Here is a 19359-nt window from a genome sequence, read left to right as displayed (position 1 = left end):
GACGTGGCCCGGCGACGGGTCGAGGGTGACGATCCGCCACGGTCGCCGATCGTCGACCGGACCGCCGCCATCCGCCGCGCCGCCATCCGCGCCGCCATCCGCGCCGCCGTCGGTCGTCGCACCGCCATCCGCGCCGCCGTCGGTCGTCGCACCGCCATCCGCGCCGCCGCCGGCCACCGCACCGCCATCCGCCGCGCCGCCGACCACCCCACGGAGTCCGGCCCGCACCAACGGTCCCGGGCGCTCGGGCTCCACCTCGACCGCCCGCAGATCGCCGGTCACACCGCGGCCATGGCCCTTCAGGAATGCCTCCTTGCGGGTCCAGCCGCGCGCCGTGGCCAGCGACCGCTCCTGCGGTGGCAGCCTGTCGATCGCCGCCCGCTCGGCGACCGAGAGGAACTCCCCCGCCAGCTCCGCCGCGCCGGCGCGCGCCACCAACTCGACGTCGACGCCGACCGGCCGGCCGCAGGCGATCGCGATCAGCGCGACATCACCGGCGTGGCTGAGGCTGAACTCGACGGCGCCGCCGCACGACGGCGAACCCGCGGCGGCGGCGCGCCTCGGCGGCCGGCCGGCCGCCTCGCCCCCGCCGCCGACTCTCCCATCGGTGACCAGCTGCGGCTTGCCGTGGCCCTCTCCCCCGCACTCGCCGCAGCGGCGGGCGAAGCGCAGCGCGCGCGGATCCGCCCCGACCGCGGCGCCGAGCAGGACCCGCACCGCCGCGTGGGCGATCAGCCGCCGTTCGCGGTCGCCGGCCCGGCGCAGGGCGGCGGCCCGCGCCAGCTCGTCGTCGCCGACCAGCCGCCGGGCGTGCTCGACCGCGGCGGCCGCCGGGGTGCAGTCGACCCGCCAGACATGGACCTTGCCGTCGTCGCGGACGGCCGTCGGCGAACCCGCCGGCCAGTGCCGCGCGACGGGATCGGGGGGCGAGACGAAGCCGACTTCCGCGATAGGAATTAGTGTAGCCTAACTCGCCATGTCCGCCACCGTCCCGGGTGCGCTCGCCGGCGCCCGTCGCCCCTCCCCGTCGACCCCCGTCCGCGACTGATGCGCATCGCCCTCTTCGGCTACCAGACCTGGGGCCACCGGCTGCTGCAGGCGCTGCTCGAGTCGCGGCACGAGGCCGTGCTGCTGGTGACCCACCCCGACGGCGAGGACGCCTACGAGCAGCTGTGGCCCGACTCGGTCGCCGAGCTGGCCGCCGAGCACGCGATCCCGACCGTCCACCGCGAGCAGGCGCTGGCCGGCGACGAGGAGCTGGCCGAGCGGATCCGCAGCTCGCGGGCCGACATCATCGTCGCGGTCAACTGGCGGACCTGGATCGCGCCCGAGATCTTCTCGATCCCCCGCTACGGCACGCTCAACACCCACGACTCGCTGCTGCCGAAGTACGCCGGCTTCGCCCCGATCACCTGGGCGCTGATCAACGGCGAGGAGCGGGTCGGGATCACCGCCCACGAGATGGACGGCGAGCTCGACACCGGCGACATCATCGGCCAGCGCAGCGTCGCGGTCGAGCCGCAGGACACCAGCGCGACGCTGGTCGAGAAGACGCTCGACCTGTTCGGCCCGCTGACCCTCGACGCGCTCGAGGCGATCGAGTCCGGGACCGGCGAGCGGATCGTCCAGGACCGCTCGCAGGCCAGCTTCTTCCACAAGCGCACCGCCGAGGAGAACCGGATCGACTGGACCTGGTCGGCGCAGGACCTGGTCAACCTGGTCCGCGCCCAGGCCGACCCCTACCCGAACGCGTTCACGTTCCGCGGCGAGGAGCGGATCGAGATCCTCTGGGCGACCGTCGCCGAGAAGGTCTACGGCGGCACCGCCGGGCGGATCTTCTACCGCGAGGGCGACGGCGTGGCGATCGTCTGCGGGCCCGAGGCGCACCGCGGTCGCAACCGCGGCCTGGTGATCCAGCGGCTGCGGACCGCGGACGGCCGCGAGCTGACCGGCCGCGAGTACTTCACGCGGATGGGCGGGTACCTGACCCGGCATCCGGCGGGCGCCCCCGTCGCGGTGTGAGCGACGCGCGCGACGCCGGGCGGGTGGCCCCGTCCGATCCGCAGCGGGCCGGCGCGCAGCTGCTCCGCACGGTCGTCGGGGCCGAGCGGCGGCGGGTCGCCGGGGCCGCCGCCGGCAGCATCGTCCACCAGGCGTGCGAGGCGCTCGTCCCGGTGATGATCGGGGTCGTCATCGACCGCGCGGTCGCGCCCGGCGACGGCGGCGCGCTGGCCCTCTGGCTCGTGGTCCTGGCCGCGCTGTTCGTCGTCCTGACCGTCGCCTACCGGGTCCAGCTGGGCGTCGGGATGCTGGCGCGCGAGCAGAGCGAGCACGCGCTGCGGATGCGCCTGACCCGGCGGATCCTCGACCCGGCCGGAATCGTCGCCGGCGGGCCGCTGGCGCCGGCCGACACCGTCGGATCGGCCGGGGCGCTGGTCAACGTCGCCGGCTCCGATGCCCGCGAGACCGCCCAGGGGATCCAGGGCGTCGTGGTCGCGATCGGGGCGGTCGCCGCGCTGACGATCTCGGCCGTCGCGCTGCTGACGATCTCGCTGCCGCTGGGGCTGCTGATCCTGCTCGGGACGCCGCCGGTAGTGATCGCCCTGGCGCTGATCGCGCGGCCGTTGGAGCGCCGCAGCGCCGTCCAGCAGGCGCGCGCGGCCGAGGCGGCGAGCGTCGCCAGCGACCTGGTTCGCGGGATCCGCGTGCTGAAGGGGATCGGGGCCGAGCCCGCCGCTGCCGCGCGCTACCGGCGCGCCAGCCAGACCGCCAAGCGGGCGACGCTGCGAGCGGCCGTCTCCGACAACGTGCTCGAGGGCGCGAACGTCGTGATCGGCGGCGCCTTCCTGGCCCTGGTCGCCTACGTCGGCGGGCGGCTCGCGCTCGACGGCTCGATCACGATCGGCGACCTCGTGGCGGCGGTCGGCCTGACGCAGTTCCTGCTCGGGCCGCTGCAGCGGATCGGCTGGGCGCTGGGGCTGCTGGCCCAGGCGCGCGGATCGGCCGGACGGGCGGCGACGGTGCTGGCGGTGCCCCCGGCCGTCCACGGCGGCACCGCCGCCCTGCCCGCCACCGCGGCCGGCGCCCTCTCCGTGCGCGGGCTGTCGCTCGGCCACGGCAACGGCGTCAGCTTCGAGGCCGCCGCCGGCGAGCAGCTGGGGATCGTCGCGCCCGACCCGAGCGACGCCGCGCGGCTGCTGGACCTGCTGGCCCGTCGCCGCGACCCGGACGCCGGCGGCTTCGCCGTCGACGGGATCGACGTGCCGGCGCTGCCGGTCGCCGACGCCCACCGGCTGCTGCTGGTGGCCGACCACCACGCCGACCTCTTCGAGGGCAGCGTCGAGCAGAACCTGACGGCGGCCGTCTCGAACGAGGATCGGCTGAGCGCCGCGCGGCGCCGCGCGGTGCTCGCGGCGTCCGGCGCCGACGAGGCCGTGGCCGCGCTGCCCGACGGCGCCGCGACGACGGTCGGCGAGCGGGGCGCGCGGCTCTCCGGCGGGCAGCGCCAGCGGATCGCCCTGGCGCGCGCGCTCGCCGCCGACCCGCCGGTGCTCGTCCTGCACGATCCGACGACGGCGGTCGACGCGGCCACCGAGGCCCGGATCGCCGACGGCGTCACCGCCCTGCGCCACGACCGCACGACGATCGTCGTCGCCACCAGCCCGGCGCTACTGGCGACCTGCGAGCGGGTGCTGCTGCTGGAGGACGGGCGGATCGCCGAGGTCGGCCGTCACGAGGAGCTGGCCGACGCCAGCCCCCGCTACCGCGAGGCGGTGCTGCGATGAGCGTCCGCGAGCTGCTGCCGACGGCCTCGCCGCGGGCCGCCCGCCGCGAGCTCTGGGCCCTGGCCCGCGCGCACCGCGGGCTCGCGCTGCTGACCGTCGTCGCGCTGGTCGGCGCGGCGGCGATCGGCCTGGTCGTCCCGCCGCTGCTGGGCCGCCTGATCGACATCGTGATCGACGGCGGCGACAGCGGCGAGCTGACGGCGCCGGCGGTCCTGCTGGCCGCCGCCGCGCTCGCCCAGGGCCTGCTGACCGGGGCCGGGGGCGCGCTGACCGCGCGACTCGGCGAGACGATCCTGGCGGTCCTGCGCGAGCGGGTGGTCGAGCGCGCGCTGTCGATCCCGGTCGCGCAGCTGGAGCGGGCCGGCACCGGCGACCTGCTGAGCCGGGTCAGCGGCGACGTCGCCGTCGTCTCGCAGGCGGTGACCCTGGTCTTCCCGGCGATCGCGCGGGCGGGCCTGACGGTCGGCCTGACGGTCGTCGGCCTGGTCGTGCTCGACTGGCGGCTGGCGCTGGCGGCGCTGCTGGCCGCGCCGATCCAGGTCCTGGGCCTGCGCTGGTACCTGCGCTCGGTGGTGCCGATCTACCGCCGCGAGCGCGAGGTCCAGGGCGAGCGCACGCAGCAGCTGCTGGACACCGTCTCGGGCGCCGCGACCTCGCGCGCGTTCGGGCTCGGCGACGCCCGCGAGGAGCACGTGCGCGCCAGCTCGCAGGAGGCGGTCGACGTCGCGATGCTCGGCGTCGCCAAGGTCAAGCGGTTCCTGCACGCGCTCAACGGCGCCGAGCTGCTGGGGCTCTCGGCGGTGCTGGTGACCGGGTTCGCGCTGGTCGACGCCGACGCGATCACCGTCGGCACGGCGACCGCCGGCGCGCTCTACTTCCACCGCGCGTTCGACCCGATCGGCGAGCTGCTGATGTTCTTCGACGACCTGCAGGAGGCGACGACGGCGCTCGCCCGGCTGATCGGGGTCGCGTCGATCGATCCTCCCGCCGAGCCCGAGCGGCCCGCGATCGCCGGCGACGGATCGGTCGCGGTCGACGCGGTCCACCACGGCTACGTCGACGGCCATCCGGTCCTGCACGGGGTCGACCTGCGAATCGGCGACGGCGAGCGGGTGGCGCTGATCGGGACCACCGGCGCCGGCAAGACGACGCTGGCGAAGCTGATCGCCGGAATCCATCCGCCGACCCGCGGCGACGTCCGGATCGGCGGCGCCCGGCTCGAGGACCTCGGCCCGGCCGGTGCCCGGCGGACGGTCAACCTGGTCACCCAGGAGGTCCACGTCTTCGCCGGCCGGCTGGCCGACGACCTGCGGTTGGCGCGTCCGGACGCCGACGACGACGCGCTGTGGGCGGCGCTCGAGCGGGTCGACGCCGACGGCTGGGTGCGGTCGCTGCCCGACGGGCTCCAGACGATCGTCGGCGAGGGCGGCCACCGCCTGACCCCGACCCAGTCGCAGCACCTGGCGCTGGCGCGGCTGGTGCTGCGCGACCCGCCGGTGGTGCTGCTGGACGAGGCGACCGCCGAGGCCGGCAGCGCCGGGGCGCGCCTGCTCGAGGACGCCGCCGAGCGGGCGCTGGCCGGGCGCACGGCGCTCGTCGTCGCCCATCGCCTGACCCAGGCCGCGGCGGCCGACCGGATCGTGGTGCTCGACGCCGGGCGGGTCGTCGAGCAGGGGGCGCACGACGAGCTGCTGGCGCGCGGCGGCAGCTACGCGCGGCTGTGGGGCGCGTGGTCGGCGTCCAGGATCAGCGCACCCGCAGACGGTCGCCGCCGAGCTTCCAGCCGGCCGCGGTGAAGCGGGCGCTCCAGCGACCGCTGCCCAGGCGGCGGGTCGGCAGCTGGCCGCTGCCCTTGCCGGTGACCCGGAAGCTGACGGTCCGCGAGCCGGCGCCGCGGCGGGTCAGCTTGGCCGTGATCGATCCGGCGACGTTGCAGCGGACCTTCGCCGAGCGGCCGCGGCGGACGCTCGACGGGACGATCGAGCAGCGCGGCTGGACGATCCTGACCGGCAGCTCGTGGTAGGCGACGTCGTCGATCACGTAGCGGACGTAGCTGCAGACGACGATCCGGCGGACGCCGGGACGGACCGTGAACGGCAGCGAGTCACCGGACCAGTCGAACGCCGGCTGCCCCTCCTGGGCGTTGATCTGCTGGCTCTCGTCGACGACCCAGCCGCTGTTCGACGCGCTCGCGTTGAGGCCGCCGAGGTTGATCGCCTGCTGGCGCTGACCGCCGAAGGTCGGCGAGCAGTGGGGCTCGACGTCGGCGTCCTGCACGTAGACCCCGAGCGTGTAGGAGGTCGTGTCGCCCTCGCGGTTCCAGGTGGCGCGACCCGCGAGCTTCACCCGCTGGACCGATCCGGCGACCAGCGAGCCACCGGGGACCCGAGCCTCGATCGTGTTGCCGGGGTAGGCCGGGGCGGTGGCGCCGATCGGGCCGTCGGCGCGCGCGGCCGGCGCGCCGGCGAGCAGCAGGGCGCCGGTGGCGCCGATCGCGGTGGTGCGCGCCCGCCGGTGGGCGGCGGACGACTTCGAGCTGGGGGACATGCGGGAGCGCCTCCGGTGCCGGCGACCGACGGGGGCTGTCGACCGGCACGATCATCGCGTTCAGGGGGACGCTCGCAGGCTACAAGGACCCCGGCCGCCGCTGCAGCGCCTCCGCGACCTCCGCGATCAGCGCCGCCGCCTCGTCGACCCGGTCGGCCAGGTAGACGTGGCCGCCGCGGACCGTGGCGGTCGCGAACGGGCCGGCCGTGACCTCGGCCCACGACGCCAGCTCGCCGGGACCGACCGACGGGTCCTCGTCGCCGGCGATCGCGGTGATCCCGGAGCGCAGCGGCGGGTCCAGGCGCGGGCGGTAGTCGTGCAGCAGCCGGTAGTCGGAGCGCAGCGGCGGCAGCAGCAGCTCGAGCATGTCGGGCTCGGCGAGCAGCTCCTCCGGGGTCCCGCCGAGCATCCGCAGCGCCGCCACCAGCTCGTCGTCGGTCGGCGGCGCGGCCTCGGGATAGGCCCACTGGCCGCGCGGACCGGCACGGCCGGAGACGACCACGTGGCCGACCGCGTCCGGGCGGACCGCCTCGATCCGCCGCGCGACCTCGAAGGCCAGCGAGGCCCCCATGCTGTGCCCGAAGAGGATCGCCGGCGGCAGCGCGTCCGCCAGCAGCCGCAGCAGCGCGTCGGCCGTCGCGTCCGCCAGCGCGTCCATCCGCTCGATCGCCGGCTCGCCGATCCGCGCCTCGCGCCCGGGCAGGGAGAGCGCCCACGGGTCGACGGCGGCCGGAGCGGCGCGGGCCAGCCCCTGGAAGAAGCTCGCCGCGGCGCCGGCCGGCGGGAAGCAGACCAGGGGCCGCTGGCCGGCCGACGGCGGGCGGTAGCGGCGGACCCAGTCGGCGGCCGGGTTCACGACGGCTCCCCCGCCCGCGCCGCCAGCCGCGCGGCCAGCCCGGCCACCGTCGGCGCCTCGAACAGGTCGCGGGCCGAGACCGTCACCGGCAGCGCCGCGCGGATCCTGCCGACCAGCAGGATCGCCAGCAGCGAGTGGCCGCCGAGGTCGAAGAAGCCGTCCTCCGCCGCGACCCGCTCGACCCCGAGGACCTCGGCGAAGAGCCCGGCGAGCACCTGCTCCTCGTGCCCCTCGGCCGCGCGACCGGTCGACGCGGCGGGCAGCAGCGGCTCGGGCAGCGCGGCGACGTCGAGCTTGCCGTTGACGGTCAGCGGCAGCCGGTCGACCATCGTCACCGCGGCCGGCACCATGTGCTCCGGCAGCCGGTCGCGCAGCCGCCGGCGCAGCGCCTCGGCCAGGGCCTCGCGATCCGCCAGGGCGACCGCGGTCGCCGTCGCCGCGGGGCGATCGGCCGCCGGCACCACGTAGGCCAGCAGCCGCGTGGCCCCCGGCCCCGGCCCGTCGCCTCCGCGCGGGACCACCGTCGCCGCCTGCGCGACCTCCGGGTGCTCCTCCAGGACCGCGGTCACCTCGCCCAGCTCGACCCGGTGACCGCGGATCTTGACCTGGTCGTCGGTCCGGCCGAGGAAGTCGACGTTGCCGTCGGGCCGCTCGCGGACGAGATCGCCGGTGCGGTACATCCGGGTGCCGTCGGCCGCGAACGGATCGGCGACGAAGCGCTCGGCGGTCAGGCCCGCCCGGTCGTGGTAGCCGCGCGCCAAGCCGACGCCGGCGACGTACAGCTCGCCGGGGGCACCGGTCGGCACCGGTCGCAGCGCCGCGTCCAGGACGTAGCCGCGGGTGTTGTGGATCGCCCGCCCGACGGTCGGCGTCGCGCTGTCCCCGGTCCCGCCGCCGAGCGTGTTGATCGTGTACTCGGTCGGCCCGTAGAGGTTGTAGCCGAGCGTTCCGGGCGTCTCGCGCAGCGCCGTCCAGACGCCGTCGCCGACCGCCTCGCCGCCGAGCAGGACCAGCGGCGGGCGGTGGCGCCGATCGCCCTCCTCCAGCAGCCCCTGCTCGATCAGGTGGTGGGCGTAGGTCGGCGTCACGTTGACCACGTCGATCCGCTGGGCGTCGCAGTACGCGACCAGCGCCTCGGCGTCGCGTCGCAGCTGCTCGTCGCAGACGTGGACCTCGTGGCCCTCGACCAGCCACAGCAGCTCCTCCCACGACATGTCGAAGGAGAACGAGACGGTGTGGGCGATCCGCAGGCGGCGGTCGCCGGCCGCCGCCACGACCGGGTCGAAGATCGCCTCGCGGTGGTTGAACTGCATGTTGGTCAGGCCGCGGTAGGGCGTCACGACGCCCTTCGGCCGCCCGGTCGAGCCGGAGGTGTAGATCAGGTAGGCCGGGTGCTCCAGCCGGCCCGGGGTCCCGGGGGCGAACGCGGGCCGCTCGTGGTCGGCCAGCGGCCCGCCGTCGAGCCGCGCCAGCTCGGCGGCCGTGTCGGGATCGTCGAGCGGCACCAGCGGCGCGGCGGCCGGCAGCCGCTCGCCCGCCGCGACGGTGCAGAGGACGCAGATCGGCCGCGCGTCGTCGACCATCGTCGCCAGCCGCTCGGGCGGGTAGTCGAGGTCGAGCGGCAGGTACGCCGCCCCGGTCGCGAGGACCGCGAACAGCGCCGCGACCATCTCGGTCCCGCGCGGCAGCGCCAGTCCGACGACCCGCTCCGGCCCCGCGCCGCGGGCGAGCAGCAGCCGGGCCAGGCGGTCGACGCGAGCGCCCAGCTCGGCGTAGGTCAGCCGCTCGTCGCCGCTGACCAGGGCCAGCGCGTCCGGCGTCCGCGCCACCTGCCGCTCCAGCAGGTCGGCGACCGTCTCCTCGGGGAGCGGCCGCTCGGTCGCCCGCCAGCGCTCCTCGACGGCGACCCGCTCGGCGTCGGTCAGCAGCGGCAGCCGACCGACGGGCTGCTCGGGGTCGTCGGCGATCCGCTCCAGGACGGTCGTGAAGCGGGTCGCGATCGCCTCGGCGGCGTCGCGGTCGAAGAGGTCCGGCCGGAAGTCGAGCAGGACCCGCAGCCGCGCGCCCGGCGTCACGACCAGCGTCAGCGGGTAGTGGGTCGCGTCGTCGCCGCCCTGGACCTCGATCCCGTGCCGCTCGCGCAGCTCGCCGAGCGCCTCCTCGTCGGCGCCGGCGAAGTTCTGGAGCACGTAGAGCGTGTCGAACAGCTCGCTGTGGCCGGTCGCCCGCTGGATCGCGGCCAGGCCCAGGTGCTCGTGGCCCATCAGCGCGGCGCGCTCGTCCTGGAGCCGTCGCAGCAGCTCGCGAACCGGCTCGGCGGGGTCCAGGCGGACCCGCGCCGGAACGGTGTTGATGAACATCCCGAGGGCGCTGTCGACGTCGTCGACCTCGGCCGGCCGCTCGGCGACGGTGACCCCGAAGAGCACGTCGTCGCGGCCGGTGAGGCCGGACAGCACCAGTCCCCAGGCAGCGTTCAGGACCGCGTTGAGGGTGACCCCGGAGCGGCGTGCGGCGTCGCGCAGGCGGGTTGTCGCCTCGGCCGAGAGCGCGACCCGGCAGCCCTCCGGCATCACCGGCGAGCCCGCGCGACCGGACGGCCCGACCAGCGTCGGGCCCTCGATCCCGTCGAGCGCCCGGCGCCAGTGGCCGGCCGCGGCATCGGCGTCCTGCCGGGCCAGCCAGGCCAGGTAGTCGTGGTAGTCACCGGCCGACGGCAGATCGGCGTCGTCGCCGGCCCGCTCGTAGAGCGCGAACAGCTGGTCGCGGAAGAGGCCCTGCGACCAGCCGTCCCAGAGCACCAGGTGGTTGGTGACCACCAGCCGGTCGCGCCCGTCGCCGAGCCGCAGGACCAGGAACCGGAAGAGCGGCGGACGAGCCAGGTCGAAGCGGCGCGCGCGCTCGCCCGCGGTCCGCCGCTCGGCCTCGCGGCGACGCTCGTCCTCGTTCAGGTCGGTCAGGTCGACGACCTCCAGCGGCACCTCGAGATCGCGGGCGATCAGCTGGACCGGCTGCGGCAGGCCGTCGCTGACGAAGCCGGCGCGGAGGGCGGGGTTGCGGCGCAGCAGGGTCCGGCCGGCGGCGGCCAGCCGCTCGACGTCGATCCCCCCGGCGACGTCGAAGATCGCCTGGGCGGTGTAGACGTCGAGCGCGCCACCGCCGTCGAAGGTCGCCTCGAAGTAGATGCCCTCCTGCAGCGGGGCGAGCCGCCAGACGTCCTCGATCGCCAGCCCGCGCGCCCGGCCCTCCGCGACGAGCGCGTCGAGCTGCTCCTGGGTGAGGGCGACGGTGTCGAGGTCGGCGGCGCGCGGGCGCGGCGGCGCGGCGGCCGGCGCCGCGGCTCGCAGCTCGTCGAGCGCGGCCAGCCACTCGCGCTGCAGCAGCGCCACGTCCTGCTCGGACAGCGCGGGCCCGGCGGTCCAGTCGGCGCGCAGGGCGAGGGCGCCGTCCCGCTCCTCGGCGACGACGTCGACCTGGAGCGCGTGCGGCTGGCCCTGGCCGCCGTCGTAGGCGACGGCGAGCGCGTCGGACTCGGCCGCCGGGGTCCACGGCTCGCCGCTGGCGGCGGGGAAGCGGCCGAAGTAGTTGAAGAGGATCTGGGGACGTGCCAGCCCGGCCAGCAGCGGCGCGGTCTGGGCGTTGGCGTGGCGCAGCAGCCCGTGGCCGATGCCGCCGTCGGGCGCCGCCGCCAGCCGCTCGGCGGTCGCCGTCAGGATCGCCAGCGGGTCGCCGGCACCGCCCGCCACGGTCGCGACCGCCGGCAGCCGGACCGGCTGGACGCTGGTGAACCAGCCGACGGTGCGGCTCAGGTCCGCGCCGGCGAGCGGCTCGCGGCCGTGGCGCTCGAGGTCGATCAGCAGGTCGCCGTCCGCGACGCCGCGGGTCGCGCGCCAGCGGCCGACCGCGATCCGGAGGGCGGCCAGCAGGACGTCGGTGGGGCCGGCACCGGTCGACGCCGGGACGGTCGTGACCAGCTCCGCGCCGCCCTCGACCCGGACGCTGCTGCGAACGGCCTCGCCGATCGTCGGCCAGGGTCCGCCGGACACCGGCTCGGCACCGGGGGCCAGCTCGGCACCGGGCACCAGCTCGGCGCCGGGGGCGAGCGTCGCCGTCCACTGCTCCAGCTCGGCCAGCCGCTCGGGTGCCTGGGCCTGCTCGGCCAGCGTGCGGGCGAAGCCGCGCAGCGACGTCGCGACCGGCTCCAACACGGGCGATCGGCCGTCAGCGATCGCCGACCAGGCGGCGGCGAGGTCCTCGAACAGGATCCGCCACGAGACGCCGTCGACCGCCAGGTGGTGGGCGGCCAGGACCAGCCGGCCGGGGCGGTCCGGGCCGGCGTCCAGGTGGACGGCCTGCAACACGACGCCCGCGTCCGGATCGAGTCGGCCGACGGCGGCGTCCGAGGCGTCCGCGATCGCCGCCCGCAGGGTCGCGTCGTCGGCCTCGCGGACGTCGATCCGGGTCGTCAGCGTCGAGGCGCCGACCGTCCCGACGGCGCCGGCCTCGAGCGACCAGACCCCAGGGACCGGCCGGCGGAGCCGCAGCCGCAGGGCGTCGTGGTGGTCGACGAGCGCCTGCAGGATCGCGGTCAGATCGGCGCCGTCGAGTCCGGCCGGCGCCGTGACCAGCATCGAGAGGTTGAAGCGGTCGATCGGCCCGCCGGCCTCCCGCAGGTCGTGGACGATCGGCAGCGGCACGATCGGCCCGACCCCGTCGTCGGCCCGGCTGCTGTCACGTTCCGGTCGTCCACCGACCGCAACGTCACGACCGGCCGCGGCCGCCCCGCCGCGCGACCGCCCGCTGTCGCCTTCCGGTCGTCCATCGACCGGAACGTCACCGCCCGCCGCGGCCGCCGCTCCAGCCACGCCCTCCAGCCGCGCGGCGCCAACCGCCGCGGCCAGCGCCCGCGGCGTGCGGTGCGCGAAGACCTCGCGCGGGGTCGCGGTCAAGCCGGCGCGGCGCAGCCGGATCGCGACCGTGATCGAGAGGATGCTGTCGCCGCCGAGCACGAAGAAGTCGTCGTCGCCCGCGACCGCGTCCAGGCCCAGGACGTCGGCGAAGACGGCCGCGATCGTGCGGATGTCGTCATCGACCGGATCGGCGGGATCCCCGGGATCGGTGGCCTCGCCGCCGGCACCGGCGGCACGAGCGGCACCCGCCAGGCCACGGCCGCCGTTCGGCGCCGCACCCTCGGGATCGGGAAGCGCCGATCCTCCGCGTGCGGCCATCGGCGCCGGCAGCGCACCGCGATCGACCTTGCCGCTGGGACCGATCGGGAGCGCCTCGAGCAGGGCGATCGCCGACGGCACCATCGGCTCCGGCAGGTGGTGCGCCAGCGCCGCCCGCAGTGCGGCGGCGGTCACCGCGGCGCCGGGCTCGGCCACGACGTGCGCGACCAGCCGCGCCACGCCTCCGTCGCGCCGGACCGACGCGACCGCCTGGGCGACCCCCGGCTGCTCGCGCAGGCGCGCCTCGACCTCGCCCAGCTCGATCCGGTGGCCGCGGATCTTGACCTGGTCGTCGACCCGGCCGAGGAACTCCAGCTCGCCGTCCGGTCGCTCGATCACGCGGTCGCCGGTGCGGTACATCCGCTCGCCGTCGGCGAACGGGTCGGCGACGAACCGCTCGGCGGTCAGCGCGGCACGCCCCAGGTAGCCGCGGGCGAGCTGGGCGCCCGCCAGGTACAGCTCGCCGGGCACCCCGGGCCGGACCGGCCGCAGCGCGCCGTCGAGCACGCGCGCCACCGAGCCGTCGGCCGCGCGGCCGATCGGCACCCGATCGCCGTCGGCCGGGGTGGTCGACCACGTCACCTGGACCGCCGCCTCGGTCGGCCCGTAGGCGTTGATCACCGGGACGCCGGTCGCCGCCCGCCAGCGGGCCGCCAGCTCGGGAGCAAGCGCCTCGCCGCCGCTGAAGACGTAGCGCAGGGTCGCCAGCGCGGCGAGCGCGCCCGTCTCCTCGACGTAGCGCAGGAAGCCGTCGAGCATCGACGGCGCGAAGTCGATCGCGCTGACGCGGTGGTTGCGCACCAGCGCCGCCAGCGCGACCGGATCGCGCTGGGCGCCGGGCGGCGCGACGACGACCGTGGCGCCCGAGCGCAGCGGCCACAGCAGCTCCAGCAGCGAGACGTCGACGCTCGGCGAGGCCTTCGTCAGCACCCGCTCGCCGGGCGCCAGCGGGAACGCCCGCTGCACCGCGTCGAGCTGACGGACGATCGCGCCGTGGCTGACGAGCACCCCCTTCGGGGCCCCGGTCGAGCCCGAGGTGTAGATGCAGTAGGCCGCGTCGCCGGCGTCGGTCGCGACGGGCTCCCGCGGTGACGCATCGACGGCCGCGGCTCCCGTCCTCGACCGGTCGTGGTCGACGTCGACGTCGCGCGGGCTCGCGTCCGCGTCGGCGCCGCGATCGACGCCGGTCACCGACAGCACACCATCCCCGTCGGCGCTCACGACCAGCGCGGCACCCGAGTCCTCCAGCAGGTGACGCCGCCGCTCTGCCGGGTGGTCGGGGTCGATCGGCAGGTGGACGGCGCCGGCCCGCAGAACCGCGACCAGCGCCACCAGCAGCTCGGCCGAGCGGGGCAGGGCGACGGCGACCAGCGTCTCGCGGCGGGCCCCCGCGGCGCGCAGCCGCGTGGCCAGCGCGTCCGCCCGCGCGGCCAGCTCGCCGTAGTCGAGCCGCCGGTCGCCGTCGACGACCGCCACCACGGCCGGATCGCGCGCGATCTGGGCGTCGAAGGCGTCGAGCAGCGTCGCGCCACCAGGCGCCCGGTCGCGGCGGGGACTGGCCGCCACCGGTCGATCCCCGACCGCGGGCGTCGCGACGCCTTCCCGATCCGGCGACAGGCCCAGATCGATCGCGCCCACCGGTCGCGCGGGGTCGTCGGCCAGCGCCCGCAGGACGACCACGACCGCCGCCGCGATCCGCTCCGCCTCGGGCGCGGCGAAGCGCGCGACGTCGTGCTTCAGCAGCAGCCGCAGCCGCGATCCCGGGGTCGCCACCAGCGCCAGCGGGTAGTGGTCGGCGTCGAGCGTCCGGTGCTCGGTCAGCGCCAGCCCGTGGGAGCGACGGACGTGGTCGCCGCCCCCGCGGTCCTCACCGGCGCCGGGGTGGTTCTCGAACACGACCAGGGTGTCGAACAGCTCGCGGCCGCCGATCAGCCGCTGGATCTCGGCCAGCCCCAGGTGCTGGTGGTCGAGCAGGTCGGCCTGCTCGACCTGCAGCCGTCCCAGCAGCTCGGCCAGCGTCCACGACGGACGGCTGCGGACGCGGACCGGCAGCGTGTTGATGAACAGCCCGACGAGCCGCTCGATCCCGGGGATCTCCGGCGGGCGACCGGAGACGGTGGTCCCGAAGACCACGTCGTCGCGGCCGGTCAGCGCGCCGAGCACCAGCGCCCAGGCGCCCTGGACGACGGTGTTCAGGGTCAGCCCCCGCTCACGCGTGCGCGCCAGCAGCGCGGCGGTCTCCCGCTCGCCGAGCGCGGCGTGGACGTCGGCGAACTCGAGCGCGGTCGGCGCGGCCTCGGCGGCGACCACGCGGGACGGCTCCGCCCCGTCGAGGGCGGCGCGCCAGGCCGCGGTCGCGCCGTCGCGGTCCTGGCGGGCCATCCAGGCGACGTACTCGCGGTAGGGCGTCACGGCCGGCAGCCGCGGCAGCTCGTCGCCGGGCGCGTAGAGCGCCATCAGGTCGTCGAGCATCACGCCCTCCGACCAGCCGTCCGCGACCGCGTGGTGGAGCATCAGCAGCAGCCGGTGGTGCTCGTCGCCGAGCCGCAGCAGGACCGCGCGCAGCAGCGGCGGCGCGGCCAGGTCGAAGCGCCGCTGCGCCTCGCGGTCGGCCACGACCGTCGCCGCCGCCTCGATCGCGGGCTCGTCGCGCAGGTCGACCGCGGCCCACGGCACGCGCAGGTCGCCGGCGATCAGCTGCAGCACCCGCCCGTCGTCGCCCTGGTGGAACCCGGCGCGCAGCGGCGCATGGCGCTCGACCAGCCCGTCGACGGCCCGCCGCAGCGCCGCCGGATCGAGCGGGCCGCGCAGCTCCAGCCGCTGCTGGACCAGGTAGACGTCCGGCCCGTCCTCGTCGAGCTGGGCATGGAAGTAGAACCCGGCCTGCAGCGCCGTCGCCGGCAGCAGGTCGTCGAGTCGCGGGACCGATCGCTCCAGCGCGTCGAGCGTCGGCTGGTCGACCGCGGCGAACGGGAAGTCCGAGGGCGTGCGCCCACCGGCGGCCGGGTCGTCGGCGTGGTGGACCAGGCCGCGCAGCGCCTGCAGCCAGAGGTCGGCCAGCTCGCCGATCTCGGCCTCGTCGAAGAGCGCGCCGGGCCAGGCGAAGGTCGTCTGCAGGACCGGCCCGTCGGCACCGTCGCGGACCAGCGCGTCGACGTCGAGCGCGTGCGGCATCGGCATCCCCGGGTCCCGCAGGTCGGCCATCGGCGCGGCCTCGGGCGCGGGCGCGGGCGCGAACGGCCGGCCGTCCTGGACGGCGAAGCGCCCCAGGTAGTTGAAGAGCACCTGCGGGACGGCGGCGCCGCGCAGCTCGTCGGCGGTCACCGGATCGAGGTGCCGCAGGACCCCGTGCCCGAGCCCGCGGTCGGGCAGCTCGCGCAGCTGCTCCTTGACCGCGCGCAGCGCCGCGCCGGCCGCGGCGCCGCCGGTCCGGAAGGCGTCCCAGTCGACCTGGCCGGGGTCGATCCGGACCGGGAAGAGGGTGGTGAACCAGCCGACGGTGCGGGCCAGGTCGACGTCCCCGAAGACGTCCTCGCGGCCGTGGCCCTCGAGGTCGACCAGGACCGCGGATCCCGCCGTCGTGCGGCGCGCGCGCCAGTGGCCGACCGCCACGGCCAGCGCCGTCAGCAGGACGTCGTTGACCGCCCCGTGGTAGAGCGCCGGCACCGTGCTCAGCAACGGCGCGGTCTCGCCGGCCGGCAGCGAGACGGTCAGGCTGCCGGCGGTCGCGACGGTGTCGCGGGCCGGGTCCGGCAGCCGCCGGCCGAGCGGCGGGTCGGGGGTCGCGACCGCGCGCCGCCAGAGCTCCAGCTCGTCCCGCCGGGCACCGGACTCGCCGGCCTCGCGCAGCAGCGAGGACCAGCGCCGGAACGACGTCGCCACCGCCGGCAGGACGATCGGCTGCCCCGCCTCGGCCGCCCGCCAGGCCTCGGCGAGGTCGTCGAAGACGATCCGCCACGAGACGCCGTCGACCACCGCGTGGTGGATCGCCAACAGCAGCCGTCCCTCGCCGTCGCCGTCGAACCAGACGGCCTGCAGCATCCGCCCCCGCTCCGGCGCCAGCCGCGCGACCGCTCGCCGCGTCTGGTCGGCGACCGCCGCGTCGCGGTCGGCGGCGTCGCCGACCAGCACGTGGGTCAGCAGCCGCTCCGCGTCGACGCTCCCGGCCGGCGCCACGTCGAGCGCGAAGGCGGGCCGCCGCAGCGTCGCGCGCAGCAGGTCGTGGCGGTCGAGCAGCGCCTGCAGGATCGCCGTCAGCGTGGTCCGGTCGAGCCCGGCCGGGGTCTGCAGCAGCGCCGACTGGTGGAAGCGGTCGATCGACCCGCCCAGCTCGCGCAGCCAGTGGACGATCGGGGTCGGCGCGACCTCGCCGGTGCCGTCGTCGGCGACCGCCGGGGCGGCCTGGTCGATCGCCGTCGCGACCGTCGCGAGGGCGGCCACCGTCCGCTGCTCGAAGACGTCGCGCGGGCGGATCGTCAGGCCGGCCTCGCGGGCCCGGCTGACCAGCTGGATCGCGACGATGCTGTCGCCGCCGAGCTCGAAGAAGCTGTCGTGGACGCCGACCCGCGGCAAGCCGAGGACGGTCGCGAAGAGCGCCGCCAGCGTCGCCTCGGTCGGCGTCCGCGCCCGCTCCTGGCCGGTCAGGGCGGCGAAGTCCGGGGCCGGCAGCGCGGCCCGGTCGAGCTTGCCGTTGGGCGTCAGCGGCAGCGGGCCGTCGAGGACCACGATCGCGGCCGGCACCAGGTACTCGGGCAGCGCCTCGGCGACGGCGGCGCGCAGGCCGGGGCCGTCGAGCGCCGCGTCGCCCTCGGGCGCGACGTAGCCGACCAGCCGCTTGACCCCGGGCTGGTCCTCGCGCGCGATCACCGTCGCCTGCGCGACGCCGGGACGGCGCATCAGCAGCGCCTCGATCTCGCCGGGCTCGATCCGGAAGCCGCGGATCTTGATCTGCCCGTCGCCGCGGCCGAGGAAGTCGAGCGAGCCGTCGGGGCGCCAGCGGGCGCGGTCGCCGGTCCGGTACATCCGGGCGCCGTCGACCGCGGAGAAGGGGTCGGCGACGAACCGCTCGGCGGTCAGGCCGGGGCGCCCGCGGTAGCCGCGCGCCAGGCCGCGCCCGCCGACGTAGAGCTCGCCGACGACGCCGACCGGCAGCGGCTGCAGGGCGCCGTCCAGCACGTAGCAGCGGGTGTTCGGGTCCGGCCGCCCGATCGGGACCGGGCCGCGGTGCTCGGGCTCCGCGAGCCACAGGGTCGAGTTGGTCGTCGCCTCGGTCAGGCCGTAGGCGGCCACGACCCGCAGCCGCCGCGACCAGCGCGCGATCAGCTCCGAGGGCACGGTCTCGGTGCCGACGACCAGCACCGCGCCCTCGGGCAGCTGGCAGTCCGACGGCAGCGCCGCCACCAGCGACGGCGGCAGGATCATGTGGCTGCCGCCCTGCTCGGCGATGTAGTCGGTCAGCGCCGGCCCGGCGACCCGCCGCTCGGCCGGCACCACGATCGCGCGACCGCCGACGCAGAGCGACATGCAGAGGTCCCAGACCGCGACGTCGAAGCCGACCGACGCGAACTGGATCACGCGGCTGCGGCGGTCGACGCCGAGCCGCTCGACGGCGGTCGCGATCAGGCTGCCGATCCCCTCGTGCGAGACGACGGCGCCCTTCGGCCGGCCGGTCGATCCCGAGGTGTAGATCACGTAGGCCGCCTGGTGCAGGTCGACCGGTCCGCGCGGCTGCCGTGCGCCGGGGTCGCCGGCCAGCGCCGCCGACTCGGCCTCGACCAGCGGGTCGTCGAGCAGGACCCGCGCGATCCCGGGCAGCTCCGGCAGCTCGCCGTCGAGCTCGCCGACGCTGACGACGGTGCCGGCGCCGGCGTCCTCCAGCATGTAGGCGATCCGCTCCGGCGGGTGGTCGAGGTCGAGCGGCAGGTAGGCGCCGCCGGCCCGCATCACCGCCAGCAGCGCGACGACCAGCTCGACCGACCGCGGCACGGCGACGCCGACGACGTCCTCGTCGCGGACGCCGCGGGCGAGCAGCAGCCGCGCCAGCCGGCGCGAGCGGTCCTCCAGCTCGCCGTAGGTCAGCCGCTCGTCCTCGCAGACGACGGCGATCGCGTCGGGATCCTCGGCGGCGCGATCCTCGAACGCGGCGGTCCAGGAGCGCTCGTCGACCGCCAGCTCGTCGGTCGCCAGGTCGACCAGGACCGTCCGCCGCTCGGCCTCGTCGAGCAGGTCGAGCGCCGCGACGAGCGGGTCGGCGTCGCCGGTCAGCGCGTCGAGGACGGCCAGCAGGCGCCGTCCGTGGGCGGCCAGCGCCGGCTCGTCGGCGACCGCCTCGTCGGCCAGCAGCTCGAGCGACAGCTCCCCGACCCCGGCGCAGCTGGCCGGGCCGTCGACCCGTTCGCGCAGGACCACGCTGACGTCCGGCGCCGGCGGCGCCGGATCCCCGATCGGCGCGACCCCGACGATCGGACCGACCAGATCGACCAGGTCGCCGCCCGCCGGCACCGCGATCGGATCGGCCGCCGCGACCGCCGCGATCAGCGCCGACGCCCGCAGTCCCGGCTCGACGTCGAGCGCCAGCGCCCAGGTGCCGCCGTCGGGGGTCCAGCGGCCGAGGGTCGGCCGCCGCGCGCCCGAGACCCGGTGGACGTAGGCAGCGACGGCGGCCGAGACGACGACGGCGCGGTCGACGCCGTGGCGGTCGGCGGCGACCTCGAGCGCGGCCCGGCGCTCGGCGTCCAGGACGACGGCGTGGTGTCGCAGCACTCCGGCGACCGTCGGCGTGCGCTCCGTCAGCCGCGCCGGCTCGGCCGTCGCGCGCGGGGTGCTGGTCTGCGAGCTGGGGGACATGGCTTCCCGGAGGTGGAGGACGGCGACAGGACGCAGCGCCGCGGACGACGCCTGATTAGGTGATCCTAAGCAATTCCGCCCGAGGAAGTCTGGATGACGT

Annotated in this window: 7 protein-coding genes; 3 read left to right on the top strand and 4 right to left on the bottom strand. The window is 76.9% G+C overall.

The window, feature by feature from the left end; all coding sequences use genetic code 11:
- Positions 1 to 435 (bottom strand): 4'-phosphopantetheinyl transferase superfamily protein (locus PAI11_RS28435; RefSeq protein ID WP_425280468.1); only part of this gene is annotated, 435 nt, incomplete at its 3' end.
- Positions 436 to 1047: 612 nt separating this feature from the next.
- On the opposite strand from PAI11_RS28435, the gene PAI11_RS05290 reads away from it, so the two are divergent.
- From PAI11_RS05290 to PAI11_RS05280, 3 genes are read left to right on the top strand one after another with little or no spacing between them, the layout of a single operon-like run.
- Positions 1048 to 2022 (top strand): methionyl-tRNA formyltransferase, encoded by a 975-nt coding sequence (locus PAI11_RS05290; RefSeq protein WP_007571627.1) that lies wholly within the window; start codon positions 1048 to 1050, stop codon positions 2020 to 2022.
- Positions 2019 to 3785 (top strand): ABC transporter transmembrane domain-containing protein, encoded by a 1767-nt coding sequence (locus PAI11_RS05285; protein ID WP_211656554.1) that lies wholly within the window; start codon positions 2019 to 2021, stop codon positions 3783 to 3785. Before PAI11_RS05290 ends, PAI11_RS05285 begins: the two co-directional genes overlap by 4 nt.
- Positions 3782 to 5581, top strand: a complete 1800-nt coding sequence (locus PAI11_RS05280; RefSeq protein ID WP_007571623.1) for an ABC transporter ATP-binding protein — start codon at positions 3782 to 3784, stop codon at positions 5579 to 5581. The genes PAI11_RS05285 and PAI11_RS05280 overlap by 4 nt, the downstream gene beginning before the upstream one ends.
- Here the strand turns inward: PAI11_RS05280 and PAI11_RS05275 are convergent.
- The 3 genes from PAI11_RS05275 to PAI11_RS26820 all read right to left on the bottom strand — a co-directional run bounded on the left by PAI11_RS05275 (position 5532) and on the right by PAI11_RS26820 (position 19259).
- Entirely contained in the window at positions 5532 to 6332 is an 801-nt protein-coding gene (locus PAI11_RS05275) for a hypothetical protein (RefSeq protein ID WP_007571621.1), read from the bottom strand. The two genes, PAI11_RS05280 and PAI11_RS05275, sit on opposite strands and share 50 nt — an antisense overlap.
- Positions 6333 to 6411: 79 nt before the next feature.
- On the bottom strand, positions 6412 to 7188 hold the full coding sequence (locus PAI11_RS26825; protein ID WP_007571619.1) for a thioesterase II family protein: 777 nt from the start codon (positions 7186 to 7188) through the stop codon (positions 6412 to 6414).
- On the bottom strand, positions 7185 to 19259 hold the full coding sequence (locus PAI11_RS26820; protein ID WP_040598508.1) for a non-ribosomal peptide synthetase: 12075 nt from the start codon (positions 19257 to 19259) through the stop codon (positions 7185 to 7187). Before PAI11_RS26820 ends, PAI11_RS26825 begins: the two co-directional genes overlap by 4 nt.
- Between the last annotated feature and the right edge of the window lie 100 nt (positions 19260 to 19359).

Source organism: Patulibacter medicamentivorans (genome assembly GCF_000240225.1).
GTDB lineage: Bacteria > Actinomycetota > Thermoleophilia > Solirubrobacterales > Solirubrobacteraceae > Patulibacter > Patulibacter medicamentivorans.
This window is presented reverse-complemented; position numbering and strand designations above follow the sequence as displayed.